The organism is Micromonospora sp. KC721 (assembly GCF_004348355.1).
Taxonomy (GTDB): domain Bacteria; phylum Actinomycetota; class Actinomycetes; order Mycobacteriales; family Micromonosporaceae; genus Micromonospora.
Genome location: NZ_SMJY01000168.1, coordinates 1 through 14070, shown reverse-complemented (window position 1 = coordinate 14070; position 14070 = coordinate 1). Strand labels below are relative to the sequence as shown.

General features: G+C 72.7%; 13 protein-coding genes. 7 read left to right on the top strand and 6 right to left on the bottom strand.

Features of this window, described 5'->3' with window-relative positions:
* Both E1182_RS23580 and E1182_RS23575 read right to left on the bottom strand, forming a co-directional pair.
* On the bottom strand, window positions 1-792 hold a 792-nt coding region (locus E1182_RS23580), incomplete at its 3' end, for a class I SAM-dependent methyltransferase (protein WP_132269047.1).
* 100 nt (window positions 793-892) lie between these two features.
* Entirely contained in the window at window positions 893-1669 is a 777-nt protein-coding gene (locus tag E1182_RS23575; RefSeq protein WP_132269045.1) for an SDR family oxidoreductase, read from the bottom strand.
* Window positions 1670-1850: 181 nt separating this feature from the next.
* Between E1182_RS23575 and mshA the strand changes: the two genes are divergently transcribed.
* The 3 genes from mshA to E1182_RS23560 all read left to right on the top strand — a co-directional run bounded on the left by mshA (window position 1851) and on the right by E1182_RS23560 (window position 4812).
* Window positions 1851-3215 (top strand): D-inositol-3-phosphate glycosyltransferase, encoded by a 1365-nt coding sequence (mshA, locus tag E1182_RS23570; RefSeq protein WP_132269043.1) that lies wholly within the window; start codon window positions 1851-1853, stop codon window positions 3213-3215.
* Window positions 3216-3272: 57 nt separating this feature from the next.
* Window positions 3273-3788, top strand: coding sequence for a YbjN domain-containing protein (locus tag E1182_RS23565; protein ID WP_132269041.1), 516 nt, complete (start codon window positions 3273-3275; stop codon window positions 3786-3788).
* A 76-nt stretch (window positions 3789-3864) separates the two neighbouring features.
* Window positions 3865-4812, top strand: coding sequence for a hypothetical protein (locus E1182_RS23560; RefSeq protein WP_132269039.1), 948 nt, complete (start codon window positions 3865-3867; stop codon window positions 4810-4812).
* 554 nt (window positions 4813-5366) lie between these two features.
* Here the strand turns inward: E1182_RS23560 and E1182_RS23555 are convergent.
* Window positions 5367-6680 (bottom strand): MFS transporter, encoded by a 1314-nt coding sequence (locus E1182_RS23555; RefSeq protein ID WP_132269051.1) that lies wholly within the window; start codon window positions 6678-6680, stop codon window positions 5367-5369.
* A 151-nt stretch (window positions 6681-6831) separates the two neighbouring features.
* Between E1182_RS23555 and E1182_RS23550 the strand changes: the two genes are divergently transcribed.
* The gene (locus tag E1182_RS23550) at window positions 6832-7599 is read left to right on the top strand and encodes a phosphoglyceromutase (protein WP_132269036.1); all 768 of its coding nucleotides are present in this window, start codon (window positions 6832-6834) and stop codon (window positions 7597-7599) included.
* A gap of 51 nt (window positions 7600-7650) precedes the next feature.
* Here the strand turns inward: E1182_RS23550 and phoU are convergent, their stop codons facing one another.
* A complete protein-coding gene (gene phoU / locus E1182_RS23545) occupies window positions 7651-8304 on the bottom strand; it encodes a phosphate signaling complex protein PhoU (RefSeq protein WP_132269034.1) in 654 nt (217 codons plus the stop codon).
* A gap of 201 nt (window positions 8305-8505) precedes the next feature.
* Here phoU and E1182_RS23540 point away from each other — a divergent pair, with 201 nt between their 5' ends.
* Entirely contained in the window at window positions 8506-9798 is a 1293-nt protein-coding gene (locus E1182_RS23540; protein ID WP_165942698.1) for a cell wall metabolism sensor histidine kinase WalK, read from the top strand.
* 21 nt (window positions 9799-9819) lie between these two features.
* Window positions 9820-10503 (top strand): response regulator transcription factor, encoded by a 684-nt coding sequence (locus E1182_RS23535; RefSeq protein WP_132269032.1) that lies wholly within the window; start codon window positions 9820-9822, stop codon window positions 10501-10503.
* Window positions 10504-10508: 5 nt separating this feature from the next.
* On the opposite strand, the gene E1182_RS23530 is transcribed toward E1182_RS23535, so the two are convergent.
* Both E1182_RS23530 and E1182_RS23525 read right to left on the bottom strand, forming a co-directional pair.
* Window positions 10509-11183, bottom strand: a complete 675-nt coding sequence (locus E1182_RS23530) for a response regulator (protein ID WP_132269030.1) — start codon at window positions 11181-11183, stop codon at window positions 10509-10511.
* Window positions 11180-12838, bottom strand: coding sequence for an ATP-binding protein (locus E1182_RS23525; protein ID WP_132269028.1), 1659 nt, complete (start codon window positions 12836-12838; stop codon window positions 11180-11182). Before E1182_RS23525 ends, E1182_RS23530 begins: the two co-directional genes overlap by 4 nt.
* 99 nt (window positions 12839-12937) lie before the next feature.
* Between E1182_RS23525 and E1182_RS23520 the strand changes: the two genes are divergently transcribed.
* A complete protein-coding gene (locus E1182_RS23520; protein ID WP_132269026.1) occupies window positions 12938-13948 on the top strand; it encodes a tripartite tricarboxylate transporter substrate binding protein in 1011 nt (336 codons plus the stop codon).
* Window positions 13949-14070 lie beyond the last annotated feature (122 nt).

Here is a 14070-nt window from a genome sequence, read left to right as displayed (position 1 = left end):
AGTCACGGCGGTCCAGGGGAGGGTGACCTCGCCTCGGCGCCAGTGCCGGGGACGGCCGTGGACCGGCCAGCCGGCGTCGCGGACCGCCTGCACCGCCTGCACCCAGCGCTGCCGGGGGCCGAACGGAGCGTAGCCGGCGGCTGCCCGCCAGGCGTCGTCCAGGGCGCGGATCAGGTCGTGGATCCGCTCGCCCGGGACGTTGCGGTGGATCAGCGCCTTGGGTAGCCGCTCGGCGAGCTGGGCCGGGCTCTCCAAGCCGGCCAGCCGGGCGGCCAGGGTCAGGGTGCGCGGCCCGCCGGCGTCGACCAGCACCCAGCTGCCGATCCGGCCCAACTCGTCGCAGGTCCCCTCGACCAGCGCCCCGCCCGGGGCGAGCCGCCGGGTCACCGTACGCCAGGCGTCGGCCACCTCGCTCTCGTCGTACTGGCGCAACACGTTGAACGCCCGGACCAGCACCGGACGGAACCCGGCCAGCTCGAAACCGCCCCGGGTGAAGGTGAGCCAGGGTGGTTCCGCCGCGGGCGCGGCGGCGGCCACGCGTACCGGGTCGATCTCCAGCCCGACCACCCGCACGTCCGGACGGGCCCGGGCGGCGAGCCGGGCCCGCAGCTCGACGGCGGTAACAGGGGTCGCGCCGTAGCCCAGGTCGACCACCAGCGGGTCGGCGGCCGACCGGAGCCGGTCGCCGCAGTACGCGACGATCCAGTTGTCCACCCGCCGGAGCCGGTTCGGGTTGGTCGTCCCGCGGGTGACCACCCCGAGCGGCCGGACCGCCGACTGGCCCGCGCTCACCCGGTCCGGCTTTGGTCGCGCTGCGGGGCTCGCACCATCGGCTCACTCCTCGCGCTTCATGGTCCGGCTTTGGTCGCGCTGCGGGGCTCGCAAGGTCGGCTCACTCCTCGCGCTGCACGGCCCGGTGCACCTTGTGTTGGGCGGCCTGGGCCAGCGGGCGGACGACGAGACGGTCCACGTTGACGTGCTGCGGGCGGGTCGCGCACCAGGCGATGCAGTCGGCCACGTCCTCGGCGACCAGCGGTTCGGCCACCCCGGCGTAGGTGGCGGCGGCCCGATCCGCGTCCCCGTCGAAGCGGTTCAGGCCGAACTCCTCGGTCTTCACCATGCCGGGGTCGATCTCGACGACCCGGACCGGCCGCCCGCACAGCTCCAGCCGGAGCGTTCCGGCGACGGCGGTCTGCGCGTGCTTGGCCGCGCTGTAGCCGCCGCCGCCCTCGTAGACGACGTGGCCGGCGGTGGAGGAGACGATCACGATGGTGCCGCGGCCGGACGCCTCCAGCGCGGGCAGCAGGGCCTGGGTGACCCGCAGCGTGCCGAGCACGTTGACGTCGTACATCCACTGCCAGTCGGCGACCGAACCGGCCTCCACCGGGTCGAGCCCGCGTGCGCCGCCGGCGTTGTTCACCAGCAGGGTGACCGGGCCGGGCGCGGCCTGCGCGGCGGCGGCCAACCCGGCGACGGACGCGTCCGCGGTGACGTCGCACCCGACGGCGGTGGCGCTGCCTCCGGCGCCCTCGATCGTGGCGACCAGGTCGGCCAACCGGTCGGTACGCCGCGCGGCGGCCAGCACGTGAAAACCCTCGGCGGCCAGCCGGCGGGCGGTGGCCGCGCCGATCCCGCTGGACGCCCCGGTGACGATCGCGACAGGGGTCATACCGCCATTCTCCGCCCCGCCGGTCGGGGCGGTGGGCGGGCCGGTGGATGAGGTCGGTCACGCCGGTGGACGGCCCCGCCGTGTTTCCGGACCGGGATCGGGAAGATGGCATCCGGCGTGGCGGTTGACCGAGGAGCGCCGGTCGTGCGGGACGGCATCAACCGTGGCAGAGGGAGCGGACGTGGCGAAGTTGCACACCGGTGTCGGTCGTCAGCGAGGTGCCCTGCCGTGGCCCCGCCCCCGCCGGATCGCCACCGTGTCGGTGCACACCTCGCCGCTGCACCAGCCGGGCACCGGCGACGCCGGGGGAATGAACGTCTACATCCTGGAGGTCGCCCGGCGGCTCGCCCAGGCGGACGTCGAGGTGGAGATCTTCACCCGGGCCACCTCCGGCGACCTGCCCCCGGTGGTCGAGATGGCGCCCGGCGTACACGTCCGGCACGTCACCGCCGGCCCGCTCGAAGGGCTGACCAAGGAGGAGCTGCCCGGCCAGCTCTGCGCCTTCACCGCCGGGGTACTGCGCGCCGAGGCGGCCCGTCCGCCGGGCCACTACGACCTGATCCACTCGCACTACTGGCTCTCCGGCCAGGTCGGCTGGCTGGCCAAGGAGCGCTGGGGAGTGCCGCTGGTGCACACCGCGCACACCCTGGCCAAGGTCAAGAATGCCCAGCTCGCCGCCGGTGACCGTCCCGAGCCGAAGGCCCGGGTGATCGGCGAGGAGCAGGTGGTCGCCGAGGCCGACCGGCTGGTCGCCAACACCCGGGTCGAGGCGGGTGACCTGATCGGCCGGTACGAAGCCGACCCGGGCCGGGTCGCGGTGGTGGAGCCCGGCGTCGACCTGGACCGGTTCTGTCCGGCCGCCGGGAACCGGCGGGTCGCCACGCACGCCGCCCGCCGTCGGCTGGGGCTGCCCACCGCGGGGTACGTGGTGGCGTTCGTCGGCCGGATCCAGCCGCTCAAGGCTCCCGACGTGCTGATCCGGGCCGTCGCCGCACTGCGCGAGCGGGATCCCGCCCTGGCCGACGAGCTGACCGTGGTGATCTGCGGCGGTCCGAGCGGCAGCGGTCTGGAACGACCCACCGCGCTGATCGAGCTGGCCGCCTCGCTCGGCGTCGCCGACCGGGTGCGGTTCCTGCCGCCGCAGACCGGCGAGGACCTGCCCGCCCTGTATCGGGCGGCGGATCTGGTCGCGGTGCCCTCGTACAACGAGTCGTTCGGGCTGGTCGCCCTGGAAGCGCAGGCGTGCGGCACGCCGGTGGTGGCCGCCGCCGTGGGTGGCCTGGTCACCGCGGTCCGGGACGGGGTCAGCGGGATGCTGGTGGACGGGCACGACCCCGTCGACTGGGCCGGTGCCCTCGGCCGCCTGCTGCCCGACGGGCCACGTCGGGTCACCCTGGGCGCCGGGGCGGTCGGGCACGCCCGCAACTTCTCCTGGCAGCGGACGGTGTCGGGGCTGCTCGCCGTGTACGGGGAGGCGATTGCCGAGCACCGTAGCCGGCTGGCGGCCCGGCTGGCCGGAAACGCGGCCATGTCCTGCTCGTGGTGATCTGTGCTGTCGGTCGCCGTCCGGTGTGCCTGTCCGGTCGACCGTAGAGTGGGTGCGATGAGCGCGAAGAGCGACCTGGCTGTCCTGATCGAGTCCGTCTGCGCTGAACGGGAGCTGGACTGGGAGTCGACCGGCGAGAACTCGTACGCCGTCACCCTGCCGGGTGCCCACAAGCTCAAGACGATCTGCAACCTGATCGTCGGCGAGCACGCGTTGCGGATCGAGGCGTTCGTGATGCGCCAGCCCGACGAGCGGCGCGAGGAGCTGTGGGCCTGGCTGTTGCAGCGCAACGCCCGGATGTACGGCGTGTCGTTCTCCATCGACGCGGCGGGCGACGTGTACCTGACCGGGCGGGTCAATCCGGCCGGCGTCGACGCGGACGAGCTGGACCGGCTGCTCGGCGCGGTGCTCACGTACGCCGACGAGTCCTTCGACACCATGCTGGAGATCGGCTTCGGCAGCGCGATCCGCCGGGAGTGGGAGTGGCGGGTCAAGCGGGGCGAGTCGACGGCCAACCTCGACGCCTTCGCGCACCTGTTCGCCCCGTCCCCGGGAGGTTCGGACCGGTCCTGACGGGTATGCCGCACCGCTGCGGTGCGGCAGACAGGGACCCGCCGCAGGCCGAGGACGGACTGTCGAGGAGCGTGCCATGGCTCAGCGGAACAGCTCAGGTCGCGGCGGAACTGCGACCAGGACCAGGCAGGGCAACCAGACCCCGAACACCCCGGGGATCTCCGAGTCGGAGATCTCCCGGATGCGGGTGGACGACATCCGGGGCCAGTTGCGGCGTCGCGGTGTCGCGGGGATCTCCGCGCTGCGCAAGCCGGAGTTGGTGAAGACGCTGGCGCGGACGCTGCGGGCGGAGGGGAGTTCTGGTGGCGCCGCCCGTCGCGCCACCGGCCCGGCGGGACGGGCGCCGGCAGGGAAGAGCACCGCCGGCAGGGCCGCCGCGTCGGGGCGGGCGAAGGCCGCGCCGGCCCCGGCCCGCAAGGCGGCCCCGGCTGCCCGTAAGGGCGCCCCGGCGCGCACGGGCAGCCCGATCGCCGGCAAGGCGACGACGGCGCGGGCCGAGGGCCCCGCCGCTTCCCGGGCGAAGGCGGCTCCCGCGAGGTCCGCGCGGGCGAAGGCCGCGCCGGCTTCCCGGGCGAAGGCCGCGCCGGCTTCCCGGGCGAAGGCCGCGCCGGCGCCGGCGACGAGGGCGACGCCCGGGAAGGGGACATCCGCGAAGGCGCGGACCGGCGCTGGCACCTCCCGGTCGGTACGGTCGTCGCAGCTGATCACCGCACCGACCGACCGCCCCGAGCGTCCCGGCCGCAGCCTGGTCACCACGAACCACGAGGTGATCCAGAACTGGGCGCGAGCCCGGGGGGCCCGCCCGGCCACCATCGCCGGCACCGAGCGGAACGGCCGGCCGGGGGTGCTCACCTTCGAGATCCCGGGCTACCGGGAGAGCAGCCGGGTGCAGGTCATCACCTGGGACGACTGGTTCCGGACGTTCGACGAGCGGAAGCTGAACCTGATTTACCAGGAGGAGCTGCGCGACGGGCGGCAGAGCAACTTCTTCCGCACCGAGTCACCTGATCGGGAGGACGGCTGAGGTTTAGGGGAATGGTCGGGGGGAACACCCTGTTGACCACGTCGTAGCCCGGAACAAACCCGCCAGATCGACCATACCTGCTACGCCGGATGAACCCCACTGGATCGGGACAGCTGGTGCTGTGACCGGCGAGACAGTGATCCGAGTTGAAACCAGAATCCGGGCGAACTAACTTTATTGCACCGCGTCACGTTCGGAACCGTTCGGGGGAGCGGTGGATCGATCAGATCCGTGCACCGAGCGAGACGCCAGTCGGGTGGAGCACACCGTTGGGGGACGGTGCCACCCGGGAACCGGCGGCGCGAGCGGGCGACGCTTACGGGGGTGAGTGTCGCCCGCCGCCGCCGGGCAGGCGGTACGAAGCGCCCACCGCGACCACGGTTCGCGGTGGGCGCTTCGCCGTTGGTGCTCACGCCGCGGCTGTCTCCGGTTCCCGTGCCCGTACTGCGGTTGCGCCATCCTGCGAAAGTCGATCATCGGGCGCATGGAGTCGACCGCGGCGGAGATTGTCGGTCCTTGGGCGAGTCGGCTACGGGGGGTGCCCGTGGCGTACCTCAGGGGGCCGGGACCGGCACGGTGACCGTGGCCTCGGTCGCCGCAGGGGCCGGCGGCTGGATGGCGGTGACCGGGACCACCGGCTGCGCCGGCGGGTGCAACTGGGCGGCACGCCGCTCCCGGGCCGGCCCGGAGACCAGGTGGGCGACCCCCATCAGTGCGCCGATCACCGCGCAGCCCAGCCAGAGCGCCGCGTTGCCCGCATGCTCCCGGACCAGACCGCCGACCACCGGTGCCGCCGCTCCGGCGACCTGCCAGGAGAGCGAGAACATGCCCTGGTACCGGCCGCGCAGCTCGTCGGGGGAGAGTTCGGCGATCAGGGTGGCGTTGGAGGGCGAGTTGAGCATCTCGCCGACGGTCCAGATCAGCACCGTGAGCCCGTAGAACCAGGCGGCCTCGGCGAACGTGGTCAGCCCGAAGCCGACACCCATCACCACCGCGGCCAGGGCGAGCACGTGCGACCGGTTCCGCCCCCGGATCAGCCGGGGCACGAAGAGCTGCCCGACCACGATCAGGACGCCGTTGAGCGCGATCACCGAGCCGAAGGTGGCCGGGCTCAGGCCGGACTCGCCCATCGTGATCGGCAGCATCGAGATGTGCTGGAGGAAGACCAGCGCACCGAACAGGTTGAGCACCACGAAACCCAGGAAGACCCGGTCGGTGAGGACGGTCCGCCAGGTCCCGGCGGGAGCGGAGGCACCCCTGACGACGGCCGGGGTGGTGGTCCGGCGGGTCTCCCTGACCCGGGTAAAAATGATCAATGCGGTGACCAGTGTGGTCGCCGCGTCCACCACGAAGAGCAGCAGGTAGCCGGCCTGGGCGGCGAAACCGGCGAGCACCGCGGCGCAGGCGAAGCCCAGGTTGATCGCCCAGTAGTTCAGGGAGAACGCCCGCAGCCGATCGGCCTCCGGCACCACGTCGACCATCATCGCGCCGAAAGCCGGTCGGGCCGCCTCGGCGAACATGCCGAGCAGCAGGGCGCCCACCCCGACGGCCCAGAGCGGACGAGCCAGGCCGAGCGCGAGCATCATGGTGGCCGCGCCGAGGTGCGCGGTGAGCAGCGTGGGCCGGCGGCCCCAGCGGTCGGCGAGGGTACCGCCCACGGTCGTGCCGACCGCGCCGCCGACGCCCCACAGGCCCAGCACCAGACCGGCCTGGGCGTCCGAGAAGCCCCGCTCCCGGGTCAGGTAGATGGCGAGGAAGACCAGGACGAACGAGCCGAGCCGGTTGACCAGCGTGCCGGTCCAGAGGTACCAGAAGGGCCTTGGCAGCCCGCCTGTGGTGTCCCGGAACCAGTTCCGTACCGTCCGCACGTCCGCGCCCCCGCTCACGTAATGACCAATCCAGTCGAAGCGCCTTACAACTTAGTGCCGGGCGGTTTCGCCGGTCATCGGTATTTCCACGTGGTGGTCGTCACCACCACCGCCCGCGTGTCCGTCGGTGCGGTGCGGCAGGATGACCAGCATGACTGCGAGCGAAGGGCCCACCGTCGGGACGCTGGTCCTGCTGCGGCACGGCGAGAGCGACTGGAACGCGAAGAACCTCTTCACCGGCTGGGTCGACGTCGACCTGACCGCCAAGGGAGAGGCGGAGGCGCGCCGCGGCGGTGAGCTGCTGCGCGAGCACGGCCTGCTGCCGGACGTGGTGCACACGAGCGTGCTGCGACGCGCGATCCGTACCGCCGAGCTGGCGCTGAGCGCCGCCGACCGGCACTGGATCGCGGTGCGCCGGTCGTGGCGGCTCAACGAGCGGCACTACGGCGCCCTGCAGGGCAAGAACAAGAAGCAGACCCTGGACGAGTACGGCGAGGAGCAGTTCATGCTCTGGCGCCGCTCGTACGACACGCCGCCGCCGCCGATCGCCGACGACGACGAGTTCTCGCAGGCGGGCGACCCGCGCTACGCGCTGCTACCCACCGAGCTGATGCCGCGCACGGAGTGTCTCAAGGACGTCGTGGAGCGGATGCTGCCGTACTGGTACGACTCGATCGTGCCGGACATCCTGGCCGGCCGTACCGTGCTGGTCGCCGCGCACGGCAACTCGCTGCGTGCCCTGGTCAAGCACCTGGACCAGATCAGCGACGAGGCCATCGCCAAGCTGAACATCCCCACCGGCATCCCGCTGCGCTACGACCTCTCGCCGGATCTGCGTCCGCAGGTCCTCGGCGGGACGTACCTCGACCCGGAGGCCGCCAAGCAGGCCGCCGCGGCGGTCGCCAACCAGGGCCGCTGACGCTCCCCGACGCAGGCCCCCGGATCTCCGGGGGCCTGCGTCGTGCCGGGATCAGTTGGGCGCGGATGCCGCCTCTCCGGTGATCAGGTACACCACGTGCTCGCCGGCGTTGACCGCGTGGTCGGCGAAGCGCTCGTAGAAGCGGCCGAGCAGGGTCGCGTCGATCGCCGTCTCCACCCCGTACGGCCAGTCCTCGCCGAGCAGGACGCCGAAGAGGCTCTTGTGCAGGTCGTCCATGGCGTCGTCGTCGCGGTCCAGTTCGGCGGCGAGGTCGGCGTCGGGGCTGGCCAGCACCTTGCCGATCTTCTCGGCCATCCGGTCGGCGATGGCGGCCATGTCGGTGAAGACCGGCCGCAGCTCGGCCGGCACCGCCGGCGACGGGTGCCGGCGCAGCGCCGTCTTCGCGACGTGGTCGGCGAGGTCACCCATCCGCTCCAGATCGGCGGCGACGTGCAGCGCGGTGATCATGGCGCGTAGGTCGGAGGCGACCGGCGCCTGCCGGGCCAGCAGGTCACAGACCCGCTCCTCGACCTGCCGGTAGAGGTCGTCGATCTCGGCGTCCCGCGCGATCACGGCCTCCGACGCCTCGCGGTCGGCCTTCAGCAGGCCGCGGGTCGCCCGGTGCATGGCGGCGCGCACCCCCTCGGCCATGTCCACCAGCAGTTGGCTGACAATCTGCAGGTCGGCCCGGAACTCGTCGCGCATCGTCACTTCCTGGGGTTGGGGGGCCGCCGGAGGTCCGGCGGGTGTCGTCAGCGGTGCGCGGCCCACGGTAGGCCGGGGGGACGGATCCGAGGTGAATTCTGGTGAACGACGCGGGACTCAAGAGTGAACTTCTGCGGAAGTGAGAGTATTTCGTCCTGATCTGGGCGTTCTCTAGGTTAACAATGACTCTACGATCGCCAGGTGGAATGGGCGGTGGCCGCCGTGGTGGCTGTGGCATTGGCGACCGGGCTGGTCGCCGGGCTCGCGCTGGCCCGGCACCGGGGATCGTGGCGGCGCCGAGCGGCGTCGCCCGGGAGCATCGGCTCCCGGTGGAGCAGGGGGAGGCCCGCGATTCCCGACGACCAGCAGGGCGGGCTGCCCGGGCTCGGCCGCAAGACGATCGACTCACTCCGCGCCGGGGTGGTGGTGCTCGACCCGGACGACGTGCCCGTCGTGGTCAACCCCGCCGCCCGGGCCATGGGGCTGCTGCGTACCGGCGTCACGCCCGGTTCCATCGCCGCCCACCCGCTGATCCGTACCCTCGCCGGGCAGGTGCGCCGCACCGGCGTGCGGCGCGAGATCGAGCTGGACCTGCCACGCGGCCGCGACAACGCCGGGGACAACCCGCTCGGCGTACACCTGCGGGCGATGGGGCTCGGCGCCGGCTACATCTCCGTCGAGGCCGCCGACGTCACCGAGTCGCACCGGCTCGCCCGGGTACGCCGCGACTTCGTCGCCAACGTCAGCCACGAACTGAAGACCCCCATCGGCGCGCTGCAACTGCTCGCCGAGGCGCTGCTGGACGCCACCGAACCGGCATCGGCCGGCGCCCCCGACCTTTCCGAGGATCTCGTCGCCGCCCGCCGCTTCGCCGAGCGGATCCAGCACGAGTCCACCCGACTCGGCCGGCTGGTGCAGGAGCTGCTGGAACTGACCCGGCTCCAGGGTGCCGAGCCGCAGCCCCCGCCCGAGCCGGTCGCCGTGGACTGGGTGCTCGCCGAGGTGCTCGACCGGACCCGGACCGCCGCCTTCGCCCGGGACATCCAGGTGGTCATCGAGGGCGAGAAGGGGCTCACCGTCTACGGCAGCGACACCCAGCTCGCCACCGCGGTGGCGAACCTGGTGGAGAACGCGGTCAACTACTCCGGGGACGGCACCACCGTGCGGGTCACCGTCCGTAGTGACGACGAACACGTCCAGATCGCCGTCGCCGACCAGGGCATCGGCATCGCCCCGACCGACGTCGACCGGATCTTCGAACGGTTCTACCGGGCCGACCAGGCCCGCTCCCGGGCCACCGGGGGCACCGGCCTCGGCCTGGCCATCGTCAAGCACATCGCCAGCAACCACAGCGGCCGGGTGGAGGTGTCGAGCACCCTCGGCGGAGGGTCGACGTTCACCCTGCGGCTACCCGCGAGACCTCCGGACGACCTGCAGACGCTACTGCCGTCGAATGGGATCGAGGCCGGCCCGGCCGAGCTTCGCCAGGTCTGACCAAGGAAAGGAAGCACCCCGTTGAGCCGCGTTCTGGTGGTCGAGGACGAGGAGTCGTTCTCCGACGCCCTGTCGTACATGCTTCGCAAGGAGGGCTTCGAGGTATCCGTCGCCGCGACCGGCCCCTCCGCCCTGACCGAGTTCGACCGGACCGGCGCGGACATCGTCCTGCTCGACCTGATGCTCCCCGAGATGTCCGGCACCGAGGTCTGCCGGCAGCTGCGGCAGCGCTCGCACGTGCCGATCATCATGGTCACCGCCCGGGACAGCGAGATCGACAAGGTGGTCGGCCTGGAGATCGGGGCCGACGACTACGTCACCAAGCCGTACTCGCCCCGGGAACTGGTCGCCCGGATCCGTGCCGTGCTGCGGCGGCAGAGCACCGAGGTCGCCGAGACGGGTACGCCGACGCTGGCCGCCGGCCCGGTCCGGATGGACATCGAACGGCACGTGGTGACCGTCGACGGTGCGCCCGTCCAGCTCCCGCTCAAGGAGTTCGAGCTGCTGGAGCTGCTGCTGCGCAACGCCGGCCGGGTGCTCACCCGGGGCCAGCTCATCGACCGGGTGTGGGGCGCCGACTACGTCGGCGACACCAAGACCCTGGACGTGCACGTCAAGCGGCTGCGCTCCAAGATCGAGCCGGAGCCGTCCGCACCCCGGTACATCGTCACCGTTCGAGGGCTGGGCTACAAGTTCGAGCCGTAGGCCCCTCAGCCCACCCAGCCGTAGCGGCGCTCCGGACGGCCGGCCGAGCCGTACCGCAGGGTCACCTCCGCCCGACCGGTCTCCGCGAAGTGCTCCAGGTAGCGGCGGGCGCTGACCCGGGAGATACCGACCGCCCCGGCGCACTCGGCCGCCGAGAGGGTGCCGGACCGCTCCCGCAGCGCCCGCTCCACCAACTCGGCGGTCTCCGGGCTGAGGCCCCGGGGCAGCGCCGAGGTGGCGAACTGGGTGCCGCTGCGCGACAACACCCGGTCGACGTCGGCCTGGTCGGCCACGACCGTCGCGCGCGGCGCGTTGCGCCGGGCCGCGTACTGCTCCAGCCGGGTCCGCAGCTCGTCGAAGCCGAACGGCTTGAGCAGGTAGTTGACCGCGCCGTAGCGGACCGCCCGGCGTACCGCCTCGGCCTCCCGGGCCGCGCTGATCACCAGCACGTCGCAGTCGTGCCGGGCGGCCCGCAGCCGGGTCACCACGTCCAGCCCGAACATGTCCGGCAGGTAGAGGTCGAGCAGCACCAGGTCGGGGCGGAGTTCGCCGACCGCGGCCACCGCCTCCTCGCCGGTGCTGGCCGTGCCCACCACCCGGAAGCCGGCGACCCGTTCCACGAAGCCGCGGTGGATCCGGGCCACCATGAAGTCGTCGTCGACGACCAACACGTCGATCACCGGGCCACCTCCGTCGCGCCGGTCACCGACATCCGGGCCGTGAACATCGCCCCCTCCTCGGTGTTCGCCACCGCCACCTCGCCGCCCCGACGGTGACAGACCAGACGGGTGAGCGCCAGGCCGATGCCCCGCTCACCGCCCTGGGCGGCCTTCGTGGTGAAGCCGTGGGTGAAGACCTCCTGGGCCAGCTCGGGGGCGACCCCGGGCCCGGAGTCCCGGACCACGATCTCCACCGAGGAGGCGTCCCGACGCAGCTCCACCTCAACCCAGGCGGGTGGCTCGCCGTCCACCGGCTCGCCCCGGCCCAACGGCTCGCCCCCGGCGACCGCCTCGACGGCGTTGTCCACCAGGTTGCCCAGCACCGTGGCCACGTCCGCGGCGATCGCCGGTGCCAACCGGTCCAGGCCGGTCCGCTCGGAGATCCGCAGCTCCACCCGACGCTCGGCGGCCGTCGCCGACTTGGCCATCAGCAGCGCGGCCACCGCCGTGTCGTGGATCCGGCTGGTCACTGTCAGGTCGAGCGAGGCCCGGTGCCGGCTCAGCGCGTCGACGTACCGGACCACCTCGTCGTACTCGCCGATCTGGATCAGCCCGGAGATGGTGTGGAGCTGGTTGGCGAACTCGTGGGTCTGCGCGCGCAGCAGCTCCGTGGTGCTGCGGAACGAGCCGATCTCCTGCTCCAGCCGGGCCAGCTCGGTGCGGTCCCGCAGGGTGGTCACCGAGCCGAGCCGCCGGCCGTCCTTGCTGACCGTCATCCGGTTCATCACCAGCACCCGGCCGCGCCGGACCACCACCTCGTCCCGGGCGTCCGGGTCGCTGCCGGCCAGCACGTCGCGCAGCCGGCCGCCGATGCGCAGGTCGGCGAGGCTGCGCCCGAGGCAGTCCTCGGGCAGGTCGAGCAGCCGCCGGCCGACCGCGTTCACCAGGGTGACCCGCAGTTGGGGGTCGAGCGCGATCACCCCCTCGGCGATGCCGTGCAGCAGCGCCTCCCGGTGCTCGGCCAGGCCGGCGATCTCGCGCGGCTCCAGCCCGAGCGTCTGCCGCTTGATCCGCCGGGCCAGCAGCCAGGAGCCGACCACCCCCAGCACGCTGGCGATACCCAGGTAGGTGAGCAGGTACGAGGACGCGCCGACCAGCCGTTCCGACCAGGTCGGGGCCGCCTCGCCGACGGTCACCACGCCCAGGTGGTGGCCCACGTTCTTCTTTTTCACGTCGGCCCCGAGCACCGGTACCTGGGCCACCAGCTCCCGTGAGCCGCCGAGCTCCAACTCGCCGGACCAGGCACGGCCCTGCGCCACCCGCGGGTCGCCGAGCACCAGCGGGCTGCCCACCAGCGTCGGGTCGGTGGAGGCGACCACCCGGCCCCGGGCGTCCGCCACCGTCACCGAGGTCACCCCGGACTGGTCGAGGGTGCTCTGCACCAGCGGGGCGACCCGCTCCGCCGGAGCCGGCTGGCTGAGCTGGTCGCGCAGCACGGGGTGGCCGGCGAGCTGCTCGCCGAGGGCGGCCACCCGCCGGCCCTCCACCCGATTGAAGGTGGCCGCGGACTGCGCCAGCGACACGGCGGCCACCGCCACCAGCACGACGACCACGATCGCGAGCTGGAGTACGAGCAACTGCCCGGCCAGGGTGCGGCGGGGCGTGACCGTGACCACAAAGACCTCAATTTCCGCTGGTGACAGAAGGCAGACGTGGCGTCCGCCCGGGGGCCATCATCTTGCCGCCGGACTCCTTCGAAACGGAAGAGAAACAAGATGGCAACTCGGATAAAACTGCTGGCCATCGGTGCCGCTGCCGCCACGGCGCTGGCCCTGGCCGGGTGCGGGGCCACCGCCGACAAGAACGAGGGCGCGTCCGGCGGTGGGAACGGCAAGCCGGTCTCCGGACTGCGGATCATGGTGCCGAACACCCCGGGCGGCGGCTACGACACCACCGCCCGCACCGCGGCCAAGGTGATGGAGGACGCCAAGATCGCCACCGGCGTGCAGGTGTTCAACCTGCCCGGCGCGGGGGGCACCGTGGGCCTGCAACGGACGGTCAACGAGAAGGGCAACGGCAAGCTCGCCATGCAGATGGGGCTGGGCGTCGTCGGGGCCTCGTACACCTCCAAGTCGTCGGCCACGCTCACCCAGACCACTCCGCTGGCGAAGCTGATCGAGGAGGCCGGCGCCATCGTGGTGCCGAAGGACTCCCCGTACCGGACGATCGCCGACCTGGTCGCGGCCTGGAAGGCGGATCCGAAGAAGATCGCCGTCGGTGGCGGCTCCTCGGCCGGCGGCCCCGACCACCTGCTGCCCATGCAGCTCGCGAAGACCGTCGGCATCGACCCCCGCCAGGTCAACTTCGTCTCGTACGACGGCGGCGGCGAACTGCTGCCGGCCCTGCTCGGCGGCAAGGTGGCCTTCGGGGCCAGCGGCTTCGGCGAGTTCCTCGACCAGGTCGAGGCCGGTCAGATCCGAGTCCTCGCGGTGACCAGCGTGGAGCCGGTCGAGGCGCTCAAGGACGTGCCGACGCTCAAGTCGTCCGGCATCGACCTGGTCTTCACCAACTGGCGGGGCATCGTCGCGCCGCCGGGGATCAGCGACGCCGACAAGCAGGTCTGGATCGACGCGCTGACCAAGATGCACGACTCGGACGAGTGGAAGGCCGAACTGACCAAGCGCGGCTGGACCGACGCCTTCGTCACCGGCGACGCGTTCGCCACCTTCCTCACCGAGCAGGACAAGTCCGTCGCCGACCTGCTCAAGCAGCTCGGACTGGCATGACCGGCAGGACGACCCGACCTGACCGGGGCGGCGACTCGTCGCCCCGGTCGGCGGAACCGACCGTGCCGGACCAGGCGGCAGCGCCGCGCCGGGAGCAGACGGGGCCACCCCCCTCCCCGTCC

Coding starts and splice junctions, on each gene's coding strand:
- E1182_RS23575 (WP_132269045.1), bottom strand. CDS start 1,669: ATGACCCCTGTCGCGATCGTCACCGGGGCGTCCAGCGGGATCGGCGCG.
- E1182_RS23565 (WP_132269041.1), top strand. CDS start 3,273: ATGAGCGCGAAGAGCGACCTGGCTGTCCTGATCGAGTCCGTCTGCGCT.
- E1182_RS23560 (WP_132269039.1), top strand. CDS start 3,865: ATGGCTCAGCGGAACAGCTCAGGTCGCGGCGGAACTGCGACCAGGACC.
- E1182_RS23550 (WP_132269036.1), top strand. CDS start 6,832: ATGACTGCGAGCGAAGGGCCCACCGTCGGGACGCTGGTCCTGCTGCGG.
- phoU (WP_132269034.1), bottom strand. CDS start 8,304: ATGCGCGACGAGTTCCGGGCCGACCTGCAGATTGTCAGCCAACTGCTG.
- E1182_RS23520 (WP_132269026.1), top strand. CDS start 12,938: ATGGCAACTCGGATAAAACTGCTGGCCATCGGTGCCGCTGCCGCCACG.